This is a genomic window from Paenibacillus phytohabitans (assembly GCF_013141775.1).
GTDB lineage: Bacteria > Bacillota > Bacilli > Paenibacillales > Paenibacillaceae > Paenibacillus_AQ > Paenibacillus_AQ phytohabitans.
The window spans coordinates 54205-71255 of record NZ_WHOB01000041.1 but is presented as its reverse complement, the minus strand read 5'-3'; the positions used below and the strand labels follow the sequence as shown (position 1 = coordinate 71255).

At 49.6% G+C, this 17051-nt stretch carries 17 protein-coding genes; 4 read left to right on the top strand and 13 right to left on the bottom strand.

Features of this window, described 5'->3' with window-relative positions:
• The first annotated feature begins 62 nt into the window (after positions 1-62).
• Entirely contained in the window at positions 63-395 is a 333-nt protein-coding gene (locus tag GC101_RS15275) for a DUF5665 domain-containing protein (RefSeq protein ID WP_039309250.1), read from the top strand.
• Positions 396-564: 169 nt separating this feature from the next.
• Here GC101_RS15275 and GC101_RS15270 read toward each other — a convergent pair whose 3' ends face one another.
• The 10 genes from GC101_RS15270 to GC101_RS15225 all read right to left on the bottom strand — a co-directional run bounded on the left by GC101_RS15270 (position 565) and on the right by GC101_RS15225 (position 11476).
• Positions 565-1335 carry a sigma-70 family RNA polymerase sigma factor gene (locus tag GC101_RS15270; protein ID WP_039309251.1) on the bottom strand — a complete coding sequence of 257 codons (771 nt, stop codon included), beginning with the start codon at positions 1333-1335 and terminating at the stop codon, positions 565-567.
• Complete coding sequence (rsbW, locus tag GC101_RS15265) at positions 1332-1784, bottom strand: anti-sigma B factor RsbW (protein ID WP_042140008.1); 453 nt, start codon at positions 1782-1784, stop codon at positions 1332-1334. Before rsbW ends, GC101_RS15270 begins: the two co-directional genes overlap by 4 nt.
• Positions 1785-1802: 18 nt before the next feature.
• Positions 1803-2141: an STAS domain-containing protein gene (locus tag GC101_RS15260; protein ID WP_171717931.1), complete on the bottom strand. Its 339-nt coding sequence runs from the start codon at positions 2139-2141 to the stop codon at positions 1803-1805.
• Between the two features lie 96 nt (positions 2142-2237).
• Complete coding sequence (locus tag GC101_RS15255; RefSeq protein ID WP_171717930.1) at positions 2238-3908, bottom strand: response regulator; 1671 nt, start codon at positions 3906-3908, stop codon at positions 2238-2240.
• 17 nt (positions 3909-3925) lie between these two features.
• A complete protein-coding gene (locus GC101_RS15250; protein WP_039309260.1) occupies positions 3926-4795 on the bottom strand; it encodes a CheR family methyltransferase in 870 nt (289 codons plus the stop codon).
• A gap of 82 nt (positions 4796-4877) precedes the next feature.
• Positions 4878-8546: a response regulator gene (locus tag GC101_RS15245; RefSeq protein ID WP_171717929.1), complete on the bottom strand. Its 3669-nt coding sequence runs from the start codon at positions 8544-8546 to the stop codon at positions 4878-4880.
• On the bottom strand, positions 8543-9715 hold the full coding sequence (locus GC101_RS15240) for a SpoIIE family protein phosphatase (protein WP_171717928.1): 1173 nt from the start codon (positions 9713-9715) through the stop codon (positions 8543-8545). The genes GC101_RS15245 and GC101_RS15240 overlap by 4 nt, the downstream gene beginning before the upstream one ends.
• A 214-nt stretch (positions 9716-9929) precedes the next feature.
• The gene (locus GC101_RS15235) at positions 9930-10277 is read right to left on the bottom strand and encodes a YflT domain-containing protein (RefSeq protein WP_171717927.1); all 348 of its coding nucleotides are present in this window, start codon (positions 10275-10277) and stop codon (positions 9930-9932) included.
• 91 nt (positions 10278-10368) lie between these two features.
• Positions 10369-10905 (bottom strand): hypothetical protein, encoded by a 537-nt coding sequence (locus GC101_RS15230; RefSeq protein ID WP_171717926.1) that lies wholly within the window; start codon positions 10903-10905, stop codon positions 10369-10371.
• A 64-nt stretch (positions 10906-10969) separates the two neighbouring features.
• Positions 10970-11476, bottom strand: coding sequence for a DUF948 domain-containing protein (locus GC101_RS15225; RefSeq protein WP_039309267.1), 507 nt, complete (start codon positions 11474-11476; stop codon positions 10970-10972).
• A gap of 187 nt (positions 11477-11663) precedes the next feature.
• Between GC101_RS15225 and GC101_RS15220 the strand changes: the two genes are divergently transcribed.
• Together GC101_RS15220 and GC101_RS15215 are read left to right on the top strand one after the other, a co-directional pair.
• Positions 11664-11831, top strand: coding sequence for a DUF1328 domain-containing protein (locus tag GC101_RS15220; protein ID WP_171717925.1), 168 nt, complete (start codon positions 11664-11666; stop codon positions 11829-11831).
• 316 nt (positions 11832-12147) lie between these two features.
• Positions 12148-12546, top strand: a complete 399-nt coding sequence (locus GC101_RS15215) for a hypothetical protein (RefSeq protein ID WP_171717924.1) — start codon at positions 12148-12150, stop codon at positions 12544-12546.
• Positions 12547-12794: 248 nt separating this feature from the next.
• Here the strand turns inward: GC101_RS15215 and GC101_RS15210 are convergent, their stop codons facing one another.
• Both GC101_RS15210 and GC101_RS15205 read right to left on the bottom strand, forming a co-directional pair.
• A complete protein-coding gene (locus GC101_RS15210) occupies positions 12795-13874 on the bottom strand; it encodes a C40 family peptidase (RefSeq protein WP_171717923.1) in 1080 nt (359 codons plus the stop codon).
• 211 nt (positions 13875-14085) lie between these two features.
• Complete coding sequence (locus GC101_RS15205; protein ID WP_042140017.1) at positions 14086-14955, bottom strand: cation diffusion facilitator family transporter; 870 nt, start codon at positions 14953-14955, stop codon at positions 14086-14088.
• A 138-nt stretch (positions 14956-15093) separates the two neighbouring features.
• Here GC101_RS15205 and GC101_RS15200 point away from each other — a divergent pair, with 138 nt between their 5' ends.
• Complete coding sequence (locus GC101_RS15200) at positions 15094-15279, top strand: hypothetical protein (protein WP_039309279.1); 186 nt, start codon at positions 15094-15096, stop codon at positions 15277-15279.
• Between the two features lie 109 nt (positions 15280-15388).
• On the opposite strand, the gene GC101_RS15195 is transcribed toward GC101_RS15200, so the two are convergent.
• On the bottom strand, positions 15389-17014 hold the full coding sequence (locus tag GC101_RS15195) for an ABC-F family ATP-binding cassette domain-containing protein (protein ID WP_039309280.1): 1626 nt from the start codon (positions 17012-17014) through the stop codon (positions 15389-15391).
• Between the last annotated feature and the right edge of the window lie 37 nt (positions 17015-17051).

Here is a 17051-nt window from a genome sequence, read left to right as displayed (position 1 = left end):
TGGATTATACCCTCATATTCTCAATAAAGCCTGTTCCAGGCTATAGAAAGCAGGTACGCCTTATGGGAGAAGCGGACAGCAGAACTAAAGCTTATGAAGTTGATGAGCATCCCTTCGAGCTGCGGCATGAGGTCAAACGCTTGAATGCACGGCTCGACAAAATCGCAGATTCACTCGAAAAATCAGAATTCAAGGATATCCTGGAGAATTATACGGACCCCAAGAAGCGGATCATTACCAATCTGATGGCCGGCGTATCCAGAGGCCTGGGGCTTTCCCTTGGTACGTTCGTGATCCTCGGTTTGCTGGGCTATATTCTTAGTTTGTTCCTTGATGTGCCGGTTATCGGGGAATATCTTGGAGAAATCAAAAAGTATATTGATGCCAACAGCTAAATGAATTTCCCGCTCACCCCTCCTGCAGCCTACTCCCGCCAGATTAGACTGCAGGAGGGGTGTTGCTCGTGGAACCACGGGGAATTATTCCAGCCTATAGCAAAACAAGCCCTATCCCGGCGGGGAAGGGCTTGTCCTGCTATTCAATATAACGGCATACTTCTTAAGCTTAATAAGAAGAGTTAGCCATAATCTGCTTCAGCTTCTCGGTAGCACGCTTCTGTATACGGGAAACACTCATCTGCGATACCCCAAGCTTCTGGGCGATGGCACGCTGTGACTGGCCATCCTGGAAGGCCAGCAGCAGCACCTGCTGCTCCTGCTCCTTCAGCTGTCCCAGAGCCTGCTGGAGATCCATGCGTTTCTCCACAGTCTCATAGTCATTGGCGTCAGAGCTGATCAATTCGCCGAGTGTAGCACCCGTCTCTTCCTGTGAGAGCGGTGAATCCAGGGAAACATAATGATAACATTCCCTGCCGGCCAGTACTTCCACAGTTTCTTCCACGGTAAGATCCAGATAATGGGCAATTTCTTCCACCGCAGGGGAACGTTCCAATCGAATGGTAAGTTCATCAATGGCCTGCTGTACAAGTGCTCCTTTTTCTTTGATCCGTCTTGGAACCTGTATGTACCAGGATTTATCACGCAGGAAATTCTTCATATGTCCGATCATGCTTTTCATAGCATAGGGCTCAAAAGGTATCCCCAGGCTAATATCATACTGCTGCAACAGCCGGATCAGCGCCATTTGTCCCACTTGATACAGATCTTCATAAAGATCCGGACGGTTACGGGCAATTTTGCCGGCTGCCATCTTCACCATGGGCTCGTATTTACGGATGAGCACTGTAGCTATTTCATTGTCTTTCGTCTGCTGGTATTCCCAGATCAGGCTTACTGCTTCATTCATGGACTCTGGGGGAGTCACTTTGTCGTTCATACTTTCTCCTCGCTGTAATTAAGCCGCTTAGTCAGGGTAACGACTGTCCCTTTCCCTGCTTCGCTAACGACGCTAACGTCATCCATAAGCGCCTGCATTAAATAAAATCCCAGTCCGCCCACCTGAACATCATTCAGCTCCTTGTCGTGCAGCGTCATACGTTCATCGGACGAATCCAAACCGTCAAAGCTCTCCCCCTCATCTTTGACAGTAATGGACAAAGCACTTGATCCTACTTCAAAGATTACATCAACCAAACCGTCTTCCTGCCCGTAAGCATAAAGCACGGAGTTGTTACAGGCTTCCGAGACTGCTACCTTCATATCCTCAATATCTTCATAAGTAAAACCCATCTTAGAGGCAATGCCATATAAATTAAGTCTGACGATATCGACATATTCTGCACTGGCGGGTAACTGAAGCACTACTCTTTGCACGTCATCACTCATCCTTAGTTCGATCCTTTCCTAGTGGGAATTCTCTTGGGGGGCAAAAAACTTGGAAATGCCGGTCATATCAAACAATTTCTGTATTTGTGGAGGAACTTCTTCAACGGCAAATTTAACTTCCATTCCGTGTCTTGCTTTGAGAATCGACAACAAAATCCCGATTCCTGTGCTGTCAATGTATCTCAAATCCTTAAGATTAATCACGAGATCAAGTCCCGTATCTCCCACCAGCGGTTCCATGACCAGACGGAAATCAGGAGTCACAGACAGATCAAGCTCTCCAGTCAGATAAACGGTACATACTGTGCCTTCTGTTTCGGTTTTTGCGTGGAATTTTTCGCTTTTATGTGTATTCATAGACAACTCTCCTGATAAATGTTTTCTTTACCAATAACCCTAATGGTACACTGTTGAAACAACAATTGGGACTTAACGGCTGTGGTAATTACTGGATCATGCATTAAAAAGTGAGGCATTCCGCTGCGCAGCGGGGTTATCCTCGACTGAATATCTGGAAAAAACCTGTTTGATGCTGCTTAGCTTGAGCGGTTTGCTGATATAGCCGTCCATACCGGCAGCGATACAGCGATTCTGAATGCCCTCCATGACATTCGCAGTCATGGCGATGATAATAGTCTTGTCCGGAGAACCACTGCTGTTCTCACGGATCCGGGAGGTTGCTTCAAGCCCGTCCATCACCGGCATCTGCAAATCCATGAATATAAAATCGTAAGCAGAGTTCCGGGCCATCTCTACAGCCTGGCTGCCATCCTCGGCAACCTCGGCATTATAGCCCAGCTTGTCCAGCATGCTTACCATCAGGCGCTGGTTGATCGGATGGTCATCCACTACAAGCACCTTGCTGCGCCAATGCCGGTCAACCACTTTTCCCGCACTCTGCTCCTCCTGGCAGCTGCCTGCCAGTTCATCCTCCGGGACAGCTGCCTGTATCGTGAATACGAATGTAGCTCCCTTCTCTTCCATCGACTCCACACGGATATCTCCGCCCATCATCCCAACAAGTGACTTGCAGATGGCGAGCCCCAGGCCCGTCCCTCCGTATTTGCGGGTCATGGATGAATCAAGCTGAGAGAAGGGCTGGAACAGCCGGTCACATTTCTCCGGTGAAATTCCAATGCCTGTATCTTTCACTGTAAATTCCACTACCAGTTTATTATCAGCTGTAGGCACGCTGGACGCAACCAAATATACGCCGCCCTGGTTGGTAAATTTGACCGCATTGGCCACCAGATTAATTAATACCTGCCGCAAACGGGCCATATCCCCGTAAATGAGCTTGGGCAGCTTCTGGTCGATGAAATAAGCCAGCTCCAGATTCTTTTTGCCAGCTTCCGCAGAAAATAAGCTAAACACCTCCTGGATGGTGGTTTGTAGCTCAAACAACTGCTCTTCCATTTCCATTTTGCCTGATTCCATCTTGGTGAAATCAAGGATATCGTTAATGACCGTAATCAGGGTATCCGCACTTTTGCGGATAATCTCCGTATATTCCTTCTGTTCAGGAGCAAGCTCCGTCTCCATCAGAAGATCGATCATGCCCACTACCCCGTTCATCGGCGTACGGATCTCATGGCTCATCATCGCGAGGAATTCGGTCTTGGCATTAGCGGCAATCTCCGCCTCTTCCTTGGCTTTGACCAGTTCCCCGTTAATCCGCTCGAGTTCCTGTGTCTTCTGCTGCAGCAGCATAGACTGAAGCTGCTGCTTCTTGCTGGTCAGATACATGTTAACAAAGCCTTCGATCTTGGACTTCAGAATCTGCGGAATAAAGGGTTTGACCATATAATCAATGGCACCGGCAGAATAACCCGCGAACAGATGCTCCGCCTCCTTGCTGTTGGCAGAGATAAATATGATCGGAATATCCTTGGTTTTCTCTCTGGCTTTGATTAATTTGGCGGTTTCGATTCCGTCCATACCCGGCATCTGCACGTCCAGTACGATAACTGCAAATTCATATCTTAATAAGCACCGCAGTGCTTCTTCACCAGAATTGGCTTTGACAAGCTTGTAATGCTGACTCTCAAGCACTGCTTCCAGTGCCAGCAGATTCTCGGGACGGTCGTCAACCAGCAGTATATGAATCGGTTCCTGAACCCCCATAGGCCCCTCCTTACCCGCTACTTATTCTTGCGGTATATTTTTTCCACCCTGTCCAAAGCTTCGTAGCTGTCACTGTATTTCGTGAAATGAATGGATTCCTTGGAACCAAGGACCAGCACTCCAAACCGGCTGAGACTTTCGTGGAATAAGCCATGAACATGATCGCGGAGCTCATCGTTGAAATAGATCATTACGTTGCGGCAAAAAATAACATTAAATTCATTAAATGAAGTGTCTGTCGCCAGATTATGCTCCGCAAAAATGATATTCTTGCGCAAGTAAGGCTGCAGAATCACTGAATTATACTTCGCTGTGTAGTATTCCGAGAACGCGCGTGTACCGCCCGCCTCCAGATAATTCTTGGTATATTGCTTCATCTTCCCGATCTCATACACGCCTTCTTTGGCCTGCTGCAGGGAACGGGCGTTCATATCCGTTGCATAAATCCGCGCCTTGTCGTAAAGCCCTTCCTCATGCAGCATAATAGCCATGGAATATACCTCTTCGCCTGTGGAACAGCCGGCATGCCAGATCCGGATATACGGATAGGTCCGCAGCAGGGGGACCACCTTCTGCCTGAAGGTCAGGAAGAGTCCCGGATCGCGGAACATTTCCGTTACAGGGATCGAAAGACTGTATACAAACCGTTCAAAGCAGGCACGGTCATGCAGCACTTTCTCCTGCAGGGCGGATATGCTGGGCACATTCTCGGCATGGACATGATGCCAGATGCGCCGTTTCAAGGAAGGCAGCGCATAATTCCTGAAGTCATATCCATATAGACGGTGTACCCCGCTTAGAAGCAGCTCAATTTCAATCTGTTCAAGCTCCTGTTTGCTCCCTGCCTGAATAGCCTGCTCCTCATATCCGCGTTCCATAGCTGTCATTGTTATCAATACTCCCTTGCCTAAGCCTTATTTCCGGACTCGTTCCAAATGGTACTGTAAAGCTATTACCCCGAAATCGCCCTTACGAATACAACCAGACACGCATTAAGGAAAGAAGCTGATCTGTACTGATCGGTTTCTTCATATAATCGGAGGCTCCGGCCTCAATACACTTCGCCCGGTCCTCCTTCATCGCCTTAGCCGTAAGTGCAATAATCGGCAATTTCTGGTACTGCGGCATTTGCCGGATACGGCGCATCGCTTCGTAGCCGTCCATTTCCGGCATCATCATATCCATCAGCACCAGATCATAATCCGTCTGCTCCACCAGCATATCTATGGCCTCCCGCCCATTCTCGGCGAACTTCACTTCCATGTGATACCCTTCGAGAACACTGGAGAGGGCAAAGACGTTTCGGATATCATCATCAACGAGCAATATTTTTTTGCCGTCGAACAATTCTTCTTTATTGTGCAGCTTTTGCAGAATTTTACGCTTATCTTCCGGAAGATTTGCCTCTACCCGGTGCAGGAACAGCGTAGTTTCATCCAGCAGCCGTTCCGGCGAGCGGACATCCTTGATAATGATCGATTCCGCATATTTACGCAGCTGTGTCTCTTCTTTGCTGTCCAGATCTTTACCGGTGTAAATAATGATCGGCAGATCGTTCAGCTCTTCATCGTCCCGGATCTGATCCAGCAGCTCGAACCCGGTCATATCCTCCAGCATAAGATCGAGGACCATACAGTCATACCTCTGCTTGCGCAGCTCGCCCAGGGCTTCATGGCCGGTGGAAACCGCAGTAATGGCTACATCATCATGCCCGATAAGCTCCATGATGGACCGGCGCTGGATATCATCATCTTCTACAATGAGCAGATGCTTAAGCGTGCTGGCGGTGTAGTTCTCAATCTGCGAGAATGCCCGTTCCAGCGCCTCACGTGAAGACGGCTTTCTTAAGTAGGCCATTGCGCCCATCATTAAGCCCTGCTTAATCTCATCGTTCACAGAGATCACATGCACAGGGATATGCCGGGTCTGGGATGCACCCTTAAGTTCCCTGAGTATGGACCAGCCGTCCATGACGGGCAGCTGGATATCGAGAATAATCGCGTCAGGCAAATAGGTCTTGGCCATCTGCAGGCCGGTATCTCCCTGAAGAGCCACCAGTCCCTTGAAGCCGCGGCCGCGGGCCATGCCGAGCAGTATCTTGGCAAAGCTCTCGTCATCTTCGATAATGAGCAGAACCTTGTCGCCGGCGGTCAGCGATTCGCGGTCGTCCTCAACAATAACCGGCACGAGGGGCGTAGGGGCCACATCGCCGGTTTCATCCCATGAACGTTCATCCCGGTACTCTTCAAGCGTCACCGCATCCCGTGCGGCGGCGGCTTCTGCCACTCCCGGGAGCAGGCTGTAATTCCCTTTGACCGGCAGGTACAAGGTGAAGATGCTCCCTTGTCCTTCGCGCGATTCCAATCCAATTGCCCCGCCCATCAGACGGGCCAGCTCGCGGCTGATCGACAGCCCGAGACCTGTGCCCCCATACTTGCGGCTGGTTGTCCCGTCGACCTGCTGGAAGGCCTCAAAGACAATATCCATCTTGTCGGACGGGATGCCGATTCCGCTGTCCTTGACGGACAGTGCAATGTATTCAAATTCATGCGGCAGATAGGAAGGCAGCTGCTTGGTATCCGCCCGGCTGACGGAGAACTCCACATGTCCTTCGCTGGTAAATTTGAAGGCATTGGACAAGAGATTGCGCAGCACCTGCTTCAGTCTGTGGCTGTCCGTGAACACATGATCCGGCAGCGGCTCTTCGAAGGCTAAGCGCAGCGACAGCCCCTTTTTACTGGCCAGCGGTGCAAAGTTCTGCTTCACGAAGGTCTTTAGCTCCGTAAGCGGAATCTCTTCGTAATTGAGCTCCATTTTGCCGGCATCCACCTTGGACAGATCGAGGATCTCATCTATCATCTTGAGCAGGTCCGCACCTGACATATAAATGGTATGGGCGAATTCCACCTGCTTGTCGCTCAGATTCCCTTCTTTATTTTCCGTAAGAAGCTGGGACAGGATTAACAGGCTGTTCAGCGGCGTCCGCAGCTCATGAGACATATTCGCCAGGAACTCGGATTTGTATTTGCTGGTCACAGCAAGCTGCATCGCCTGCTTCTCAAGCTGGACGCGGGCATGCTCAATCTCATCCTTCTTCTCTTCGACCTCCTGCACCTGCTCCTGCAGCGCATGGGTCTTGGCGACCAGCTCCGTATTATAATGCTCCAGCTCTCCCTGCTGCCGCTGCAGCAGCTCCTCGGAACGCTTCAGCGCATCCGTCTGTTCCTCCAGATTCTCGTTGGAACGGCGGAGTTCTTCCTGCTGGGTCTGCAGTTCCTCTGACTGGCATTGCAGCTCTTCGGTAAGCGCCTGCGATTCCCGCAGCAGCTCTTCAACGACAAGCCTGCGGCCGATATTATTCAGAATGATACCCAGATTATTCGAAAGCTGATGAAGCAGCTCATTCTGCAGCACCGAGAAAGGAGTGAAGGAAGCGAATTCCACTACCCCCATAAGCTCATCTTCAAATAAAAGCGGATGGATGGAAATGTAACTCGGATGCGATTCCCCGAATCCGGAGGAAATGGAAATATAATTATCCGGAGCCTCTGTCAGCTTAATCGGCAGCTTGTCCAAGGCACTCTGCCCGACCAGCCCCTGACCGATTTCGAAGCTCTCCTTCGGTTTGAGGCCTTCCTCACCGGCATAGAAAGCGCTGCTGACCAGCAGGTTGGGATTGTTCTGATCCTTCAAATATACAGCACCGTACTGGGCTCCCAGCACAGGCGTGAACTCACTGATAAAAGTCTGCGACACCTGATCCAGTGAACTGACGCCGCGCAGCAGCTCCGTTACCCGGGCTATGTTCGCATTCAGCCAAGCCTGATCACTCTGCGCCTGGGCATAGGATCGTTCAAGCTGCTGTTTCTGCTCAATATCCTCAGCCATCTGCTGGAACACACGGGCTACATCACCAATCTCATCTTTGGATTTGACCTTGATCCGCCGGATCGCCCGTATCTTGCCGTTGCCAAAGCTGGTAATCATCATGGATACGACACTCAGACCGCGCGTAATACTCGGAATAACCCACAGGATCACCCCAAGCCCCAGCAGCAGTCCCACAATCATAATCAGGGTTACCATCTGAATCGAACGCTCGGAAGCCTCCTTGGCTTTGGCGGTCTCATCAGTCATCCGGAAGGCATTATAATCGGAAAGTGCATTCAGACTGTTCAGCACCTCATTCTGGATATCTTGTCCTTCTGTATTACGGTAAGTATTGGCATTCTGGAAGTACCCGGCGGTCAGCATCTCCAGCACTTTATTCTGATAATTCTTATACGCAGAATAAGAAGCCTCAATCCGCGATAACAGCTGTAATTCTTCTGTGGTCTTCATGGAGTCCTGTATATTCTTCAGATGCTCCTCAGCTTTGAGCACCTTGCTGTTAATTTCCGCCTTCTGGGCATCCACAGAGAGTGTATCCGCGTTAAGCATCGAGGTGGTTAAGATCCGTGCCATATCATTCACTTCACCGCGAAGCCCCGAAGAGGAGCGGCCTTTGCTGTATCTCTCCTGGAAGCTGTCAAGCTGTCCGCTCATATAATGAAGCCGGTCATACCCGATCATGGTAAGAGCCAGCATAATGGCCAGCATGGCACTGAAGCCGATTAGCAGTTTAGCCTTTATCTTCATTCCCTATCTGTTCCTTTCTTCAGCGAAATCCATACCAGACACTTATCGTCATCGCGCTCCTGATTCACAGGCTCATTCAGGAAAGCAGTGCGCATAACCTCTTCCTGCCAGTCATGACCGGCATTCAAATGCCCGATCATGAATTCGAGCTGCTCCGCCTGCTCTCCCTGGACCATTTCCAGTAAGCCGTCTGTAAACAGCACCAGATGGCCTTCTTCCTCATAGCTGAGGCTCTGCGGCTGGATATCAATCCGGTCAAACAGCCCGACCGGGTGGCAGTTGCTCTCCAGCAGAACCGGAGTCTTGGCCTCTCCTTCGAATAACAGCGCCGGCGGATGTCCGGCATTCACATAATCAATCCGCTTCATCCGTGTATCAATGACAAGATAGATTGCCGTGAAGTAATACTGGACCAGCTGCTTCTCGATGTAGAGCTGGTTGAAGCGCCTGTTGAGTTCTTGGATAACCTTCTCCGGCTCAACATAGGTAGTCACGGTATCCTTCAATACCGAGGCCAGGAACATACAGAACAGCGATGAAGAGATCCCGTGTCCCATCATATCCAGCAGAATGACAGCATAACGCCCGTCACCCAGCGGATACCAGGCGTATAAGTCACCGGCCAGCTCAAAGGACGGCTGATAAATGGCATGCACCTCAAACGTTTCCTCGGTAAGCGGCAAGCTGAGTACTGCATTCTGCACTAAGGCAGCCAGCTTCAGCTCATCCTGGATGCGCTGATCCCGCTCCTTATGCCAATCCTTCTCGCGTTTCAGCCGCAGTGCCAGACGGATGCGGGCCATCAGTTCCACCTTGTTAATCGGTTTCGTAACATAATCCACGGCACCTGCATCCAGTGCTTCTGCGAGCTTCTTGGAATCTCCCACAGCGGTGACCATAATAATGGGAATGTCCTTCAGATGCTCATATTGCTGAACCACACGGCATGCCTCAATCCCGTCCATCTCCGGCATCATCATATCCAGCAGTATCAAATCCACATCCGACTGCTTAGGTTGCTTCTCATCTACGCCAGAACCCACACCGAGCAGCTTCAACATATCTTTAGCGGACGAAGCCGTTATAAAATTCCGGTAATCTTCTTTTTTCAGGATTTCACGGATAATGATTACATTGGTCGGATTGTCATCTACGATTAAAATTCTCAAGCTCCCTCACCTCACACGAATAGTATTAGGACCGTAAAACCTGTAATTCTATCACTCTATCATACGATATTTGAACGGCCTGTTTCCATATATCAAGATATTGGAAGAGAACCAGGCCCTCGTCTTCAACAAAGTAACCTCCAGCCCCACTGCTTGTAGTGGGGCTGGAGGTTACGCTATTGGACTATAGAGGTCACAGAAGGCTGACCGGCAATTATTTCGGATTTCTTTTGGCGATAACGAGAACTTTGCCCAAATCGAGCTCCTTCTCATAAAATGCCGCTTCCGCGCTACTAAAGCCGAGCGAAGTAATCTTGAACCGGAGAGCATCGCCGCGTGAACGGAAAAGGTTAGCAATCGCACCAAATAATCCTTCTTCGCTGAGCCCGACTTCGTTCACGTCTGCAGCATCCACGATACGGCCTTCACGGTCTTCATCGTGACTGATCACGTAGAGGTCATCTCTTGTATAGCCGCTGCTACGCAGACGATTCACTTCTTCTATCGCCTGAACACCATTCTCCAGCAACTTGGCATATGCCTGTGTACCGATTGAATCCATGAAATCACTCTCCTTGTATTGTTTAAGAGGGCAACGCAGTTAAAAGATGACTGAGCATTCATTAACCTAAATTGCCGCCCTTGAAACAGCCTCAGAAGGAATTTCCGTCAAATAAATCAATACCCTCCCATTGTCCGGTGTTCATATTGCGGTAGACTTTGAGCGCTGCACTTCCTCTTATATATACATCGCCGTCCTCGGCTTCAAAATCCGGGGCCCCCAATGTCTCCTGCAGGCTGGCCGTTACCGGATTCAGTTCCTGACCGTTAAGATTCAGGCCGAACTGTTCTGCCTGGGAAGGTGAAGCATGTACATAGAGGACAACGCCCTCACAAACACCGGCGGAGACGTCAGCATATTGATATTCCAGGCAATCTCCCCAAGGGTCCGGAGTAATCGCAGGCGGGATACCTTTGGTCTGCAGCAGCGCTTCTTCCGGCATATACAGGGTAACCCCCGCCAGAGACTCGAAACTGCTTATGTAGGGAACTGTATTGACACTATGCTCGAATGCGAGCCTTACCGGCGGTTGCACGGTTGCCGAAGAAGCGGCAGGGACAGTCTCAGCTTGCGGCGGAATGGTGATAAAGGGAGAAAGCAGACTAAGCAAAAGAATAACGATTTTCATATAAACTCCCGCCTCTCATAAGCTGTAATTGCCCTTGGCCTGAACCCTGCGCTACTTAACCTGATTAATGGCGGAACTTCTGCCAGATGGCGGCTGCAGCATCCACGCCCTTAAGCGCTGTTGCTATTTTACCCTTGGACTTGCTTTCGTTTACCGCTTCATAGGATTGAATCGTTCTTTCTTCGGACGGAGTAAGCGGAACTTCTGCAATAGATACAGATTTGGCCTTATCCTTCAGTTCGCGTGATTTGCGGAATTTCTCAATGACGGTTACCGATACCTGCTTCACGGTCAGTGTCAGTTCATTCATCACATCACCGAGGTTCTTCACAGAATCGACAATAGGATCGATCTTCTGAATTTTGCCCTGAACATCGGCAGTGATATCGTTGGCATGTCTGACCGTTGTTTTCACTTCATAGGTAAGCTCATCAATGGTCTTTTGCACTTCCTGCAGAGTCTGACTAACCTTGTCGAGGGATTCCTTCGCTGATTTCAAGGTTTTAATTAAGAAGAATACGAGGACTGCGAATGCAACAGCAACTAGTGCTACGCTAAGTTCAATGATCATTTCCATAACCCCTTCCGAATGTCTTATAATGTCGTTTGGCTCTGCCTGTTACTGCATAGTTACCCTTACGGAATTAGGCCGAAACAAATTGTCAAGCGCCTTAAAGACCATCCCCTTCTGTTTGTTTCAAAATGATAGGCACCGTTTAAACAATGACTACATCACCACACAGAAAGGATGACATCTCATGTTAAGATGGTCAGTAATTCTGCTGGTAGTTGCTCTGATTGCCGGTATCTTCGGTTTCTTCAATATTGTGGCAGCCGCTGTAGGCATTGCCAAAGTATTGTTCTACATCTTCCTTGTTCTCTTCGTCGTTTCGCTCTTTATGGGACGCAGAGGAAGGTCAATGTAGTCATTCATTCCGCTAACTGAAACCCAAGCATTGCTGTATAGCCTGAGGCTTCCACGAGAAGCCCCGGGCTTTTTTCTATTTATGCAACTTATTCCGCTTGATATATCCTATTCACCCTTCAGAAAGTATAGGCCTTTCCTCTCAGGTTGTCACTTGCCCTCTGAATCAGAAATACAAGGCCGCCCGGCATAAAACAAAATTAAAATATTTCATTCCGATGTCTGGTTCATTACATACACTTTATGTTTACATGCTTATTAGCACAGCACGAACATGTTAAAGTACACTACTAAACCAAAATCAGGAGGAATCATCGATGAAAAAATTAGCCAGCTTAACAGTAGCAATGGGTCTTATGGCTTCCATAGCAGCAACCGCTTCTGCTGCTGAAGTAACAGGTACAACAACTACTACTACACCTACTTCTGATGCAGCAGTGTCTGTAACCGGAAGTACATACCTGGAGCCATTCGATACTATAATCACTCCAGCAGACATCAAACTAGCGACTCCTCAGATTATCCTGACCAAGATCACTGCTTTCCACCTTTCCGTGGGCAGCACAACCCCTATCGGCTGGCTGGGTGCGCAGACTGTCGATACAACAGGTGTAATCATGACCGACACTTGGGGCAATGAGTGGAGAGAAGTATATACTTGGCTGGGCAAAGCTTGGCTCAAGGTTCCTGCTTCCGCTTATGTAATTACTCCATAAATACTTAACGATAAGCGAAGTCATAACAGCTGATGTGCTACCTTTGCTATGACTTCGCAGTTGGTATACTCAAGAGGCCCATGGACGTTAGTCCTGACGGCCTTTTTGCTGTGTATAAGGAAAAGGGGTTATCCTTTCAGTAGAAGAATCTACTGAAAGGATAACCCCACAAAACATCCGCCCTAGTTAGTTCACCCGTCACAAACTCGTACTATTGCCGCTTCATGCTCTCTACATCTATTGTTATATTAGCGGATGACCGAGCCTCCATAAAGGAAACGGTTCATCCAAGAAGCGCTTAATTTGTCTACTCTAACGCCGCCGGAAGATACGGAATACGTCTGTAATAACTGCCCGTCTCCCAAATACATCGCTACATGCGTAATTCTTGCTGTAGACTTGTCGATCCCCGCATAGGCGGAAGCCGAGCTTCCTTTATAATCCATGAAGAACATCAAATCACCGCGTTTCAACCCAGCAATGTCCGTTACTACATTACTATTCTGCTTCACCCAGTCACCCTGCTGCCGGGAGTCGGCAGGCAGCTTCAAATTAGCTGCATCCATGAAAATCTGGCGGATGAAATCCGAGCAGTCGAACGTGCTGGTATCATTCCGGCTGGACCCGTACTCATACGGTGTACCGAGGTAGCCCATGCCTGCGGCTATTACACTTTCAATCACAGCAGCCTGCGGCGGAGCCGTAGGAACTGGCGTAGGTGCAGGTGTCGGTATTGGTGTCGGTATTGGTGTCGGTATTGGTGTCGGAACAGGTGCCGCCGTTGCTTCAATATATTGATCCGCAGAGCTTGTATATCCGGTTGTACCGTTAGCTGCTCTTACTTTGTACCAATAACTGTTGGTCTCTTCCAGGATTGTTACCTGGTCATTCTTGTATAGGTAACCCAGCACTTTACCGCTTGTGGAAGGTGTCTCCCGAAGACGGACTGTGGACTGGATGACTGCTGTTTGTACTGCAGGTGTAGCCACCGGAGCCGTAATCACACTGATGTATTGGTCTCCCGTACTGGTATAACCGATCTCACCGTCTGCAGTTCTGACTTTGTACCAATAGCTGTTAGTCGCTTCCAGAATCGTTACCTGGTCTCCCTTACTGAGGTACTTCAATACCTTACCGCTGGTAGATGGAGTCGTGCGCAGCCGCACCGAGGATTGAATTATACCTGTCTGTACCGCCGACGCAGCCAAAGACGAATTGGCAGAAGCCGATGCGGCGAAGGACTGCTGAGGACTTAACACTCCCAAGGATAGTGCAAGTGTTGCCGAGACCAATAACGATGCTGTCAGTTTCTTATGTGATACGATCATAGCGTTCCCCCGCTTAGCGTATTGAGAATTCAACAACGGCGCGCGCTACGTTTGTTGCTTTCTGCCCTCATTATAGGCCTGCCCGGGATTTGGAACATGCTCCAAATTTCACAAAAAACCTTTCCATCTTATGGTAACACCCAGGTCTATAGTCACGATTTCTCCTTGGATTTGGTGGAAATTACAGCTAACTAGGAGAAATTAAGGAATGTTAATCTTTGGGTTCAACGTGAACCTGCACATTCATGATGTTATGCAGCTTACTCATCCGCTCTTCGATGGAGTCACTGATGGCATGGCCCTCCATCACCGTCATCTGTGCATTCACTTGTACCACTACATCAACCAGCACATGATTGCCATGAACCCGGGCTTTCAAATCCTTGATGCCCTCCACTCCCGGTGTCCGGGCAATGGTGCTGCGCAGATCAAGCAGTTTATCTTCGTCAAAGCCGTCAGTCAGCCGGTAAGTGGAGTCGCGGAATATATCCCAGGCCGTCTTGGAGATCAGCAGTCCTACAGCAACAGCGGCTGCGGAATCGATCCAAGGGAGGCCGAACTGTGCTCCGACGATACCTATTGCAGCTCCGATACTAACCATGGCATCCGAGAAATTATCCTTGGCTGCAGCCATCAGCGCATTGTTGTTAATCTGCTTCGCCAAACGCTTGTTATATATATATACCCCCATCATGGCTACGGCACACACCAGGGCAACTCCTGCCGACCAGAGCTGCGGCGTTGCCTTCGCCCCTTCAAACAAGGATCGCACCGCTTCCACTATAACCTGAATGCCGACCATTGCCATAATAAAAGAAGCCATCAGCGCAGCGACCGTCTCGGCCCGGAAATGCCCGTAGGTATGATCTGAATCCGGCGGCTTCCGCGAGATGCGCAGACCAATCAGCACAGCCAGCGAAGCCACAATATCGGTCAGATTGTTGAAGCCGTCTGCCAGGAGAGCGCTGGAAGCGAACAAGTAGCCGCAGACCAGCTTGAAAGCTGACAAAACCAGATAAGCGACAATACTGACCAGTGCGCCCTTTTCTCCTTTGCGTATATCTTCATAAATATCGGACATCCCTGCTACCCCCTGTCAATCTCCATCCTTGTCACATAAATACAGGAAAACTTTCTTTGAGTTATTCTTGCCCTTGTGGCAGCATTTAAAAACAATTAGAATAAGGAAAAGGACTTGCTGCCTAAGGGGGTTAACATAATGAGCGAGAACAATGATAAACCAAAAATTAATTTGGCCGAGGCGATCCGCCAGAAGCTTGAACAGAAGAAACAGCATGCTTCGGGTAAACCGGGTTCAACTTTTCAAGCCGGTTCCGCGAAGCCGCTGAAAAGCCAGAACAATAAGAAGCCAAACAACCAGCGCCGTCGTACAGGCGGATCTTAGGCTTCTTACACTCTTATATGTGAACATAAACGGCTGCGTTATCCCTTCCGGGACGACGCAGCCGTTTTCGTATGAACTCATTACCGTTCATCCTACCTATATCTAGTTCTTAAGCCTCTACAGGATACATGCGTGCACGCATTTCCTTAATTTCCGGATTCTCCAGATATTCATCATAGCTCATCGAACGGTCGATGACACCAGCCGGTGTAATTTCAATAATGCGGTTGGCGATTGTCTGGATGAACTGATGGTCATGGGAAGTGAACAGGATCGTGCCGTCAAAGTCAATCAGGCCGTTATTGAGCGCTGTGATCGATTCCAGATCCAAGTGGTTGGTTGGCTCATCGAACACGAGCACATTCGCCCCGTTCAGCATCATCTTGGCCAGCATGCAGCGGACCTTCTCGCCCCCGGACAGTACGCTGGCCTTCTTCAGCGCTTCTTCACCGGCAAACAGCATCCGGCCCAGGAAACCGCGCAGGAAAGTTTCATCCTGATCCTTGGAATACTGGCGTAGCCACTCTACCAGGTTCATGTTCACACCGTCGAAATAACTCGAGTTATCCTTAGGGAAGTAAGCCTGGGTTGTTGTAACGCCCCAAGTATATTCACCGGCATCCGCTTCCTTCTCGCCCATAAGGACATCGAACAGCAGTGATTTCGGCTGGGAGTATGGACCTACAAAAGCAATTTTATCGCCTTTGTTCACGACAAAGCTGACTTCATCCAGCAGCTGCTCACCGTCAACCGACTTGCTCAGTCCGCTGACCGTAAGCAGCTGTTTGCCGGCCTCACGTTCAGGCTTGAAGTTCAGGAACGGATATTTACGGTTGGAAGGACGGATATCGTCCAGTGTGATTTTTTCCAGCTGCTTCTTACGGGAAGTAGCCTGTTTCGATTTGGAGGCATTAGCCGAGAAGCGCTGGATAAAGGCTTGCAGCTCCTTCATCTTGTCTTCCTTCTTCTTGTTCGAGTCGCGCTGCAGGGCCTGGGCCAATTGGCTGGACTCGTACCAGAAGTCGTAGTTGCCGACGTACATCTGGATTTTGCCGAAATCGATATCCGCAATATGCGTGCAGACCTTGTTCAGGAAGTGACGGTCATGGGATACCACGATAACGGTGCCTTCGTAGTCCATGAGGAAGTTCTCCAGCCAGCCGATGGATTCAAGATCCAAATGGTTGGTAGGCTCATCGAGCAGCAGGTTGTTCGGACGTCCGAACAGGGCTTGCGCCAGGAGTACCCGGACCTTTTCGTTACCGCTGAGTTCGGCCATTTTCTTATCATGCATTTCGCGCATAATACCAAGTCCGATCAGCATTGCAGCAGCATCCGGCTCTGCATCCCAGCCGTTCAGTTCAGCGAATTCGCCTTCCAGCTCACCGGCGCGAAGGCCGTCAGCTTCCGTGAAGTCGCTCTTGGCATACAGGGAATCCTTCTCCTTCATGATTTCATAAAGGCGGGTATGGCCCATAATTACCGTTTCCAGTACCAGAAATTCGTCATACTCGAAATGGTTCTGTTTCAGTATAGCCAGACGTTCACCGGGTGTAATATGCACATCGCCGATGTTGGCTTCGATCTCTCCGGACAGGATCTTTAGAAAGGTCGATTTGCCGGCGCCGTTCGCGCCGATCAGACCATAGCAGTTGCCGGGTGTGAATTTTATGTTTACGTCCTCAAATAGTGCGCGTTTTCCGTAGCGGAGTGTTACGCCGCTTGTGCTAATCATTAAGCATTACCATCCTTTTCACTTAGGGTTCCGGCTC

Bases quoted from the DNA above. Each gene is read 5' to 3' on its own strand.
- GC101_RS15275 (WP_039309250.1), top strand. From the start codon at position 63: ATGGGAGAAGCGGACAGCAGAACTAAAGCTTATGAAGTTGATGAGCAT.
- GC101_RS15270 (WP_039309251.1), bottom strand. From the start codon at position 1,335: ATGAACGACAAAGTGACTCCCCCAGAGTCCATGAATGAAGCAGTAAGC.
- rsbW (WP_042140008.1), bottom strand. From the start codon at position 1,784: ATGAGTGATGACGTGCAAAGAGTAGTGCTTCAGTTACCCGCCAGTGCA.
- GC101_RS15260 (WP_171717931.1), bottom strand. From the start codon at position 2,141: ATGAATACACATAAAAGCGAAAAATTCCACGCAAAAACCGAAACAGAA.
- GC101_RS15255 (WP_171717930.1), bottom strand. From the start codon at position 3,908: ATGGGGGTTCAGGAACCGATTCATATACTGCTGGTTGACGACCGTCCC.
- GC101_RS15250 (WP_039309260.1), bottom strand. From the start codon at position 4,795: ATGACAGCTATGGAACGCGGATATGAGGAGCAGGCTATTCAGGCAGGG.
- GC101_RS15245 (WP_171717929.1), bottom strand. From the start codon at position 8,546: ATGAAGATAAAGGCTAAACTGCTAATCGGCTTCAGTGCCATGCTGGCC.
- GC101_RS15235 (WP_171717927.1), bottom strand. From the start codon at position 10,277: ATGGATTCAATCGGTACACAGGCATATGCCAAGTTGCTGGAGAATGGT.
- GC101_RS15230 (WP_171717926.1), bottom strand. From the start codon at position 10,905: ATGAAAATCGTTATTCTTTTGCTTAGTCTGCTTTCTCCCTTTATCACC.
- GC101_RS15225 (WP_039309267.1), bottom strand. From the start codon at position 11,476: ATGATCATTGAACTTAGCGTAGCACTAGTTGCTGTTGCATTCGCAGTC.
- GC101_RS15220 (WP_171717925.1), top strand. From the start codon at position 11,664: ATGTTAAGATGGTCAGTAATTCTGCTGGTAGTTGCTCTGATTGCCGGT.
- GC101_RS15215 (WP_171717924.1), top strand. From the start codon at position 12,148: ATGAAAAAATTAGCCAGCTTAACAGTAGCAATGGGTCTTATGGCTTCC.
- GC101_RS15210 (WP_171717923.1), bottom strand. From the start codon at position 13,874: ATGATCGTATCACATAAGAAACTGACAGCATCGTTATTGGTCTCGGCA.
- GC101_RS15205 (WP_042140017.1), bottom strand. From the start codon at position 14,955: ATGTCCGATATTTATGAAGATATACGCAAAGGAGAAAAGGGCGCACTG.
- GC101_RS15200 (WP_039309279.1), top strand. From the start codon at position 15,094: ATGAGCGAGAACAATGATAAACCAAAAATTAATTTGGCCGAGGCGATC.
- GC101_RS15195 (WP_039309280.1), bottom strand. From the start codon at position 17,014: ATGATTAGCACAAGCGGCGTAACACTCCGCTACGGAAAACGCGCACTA.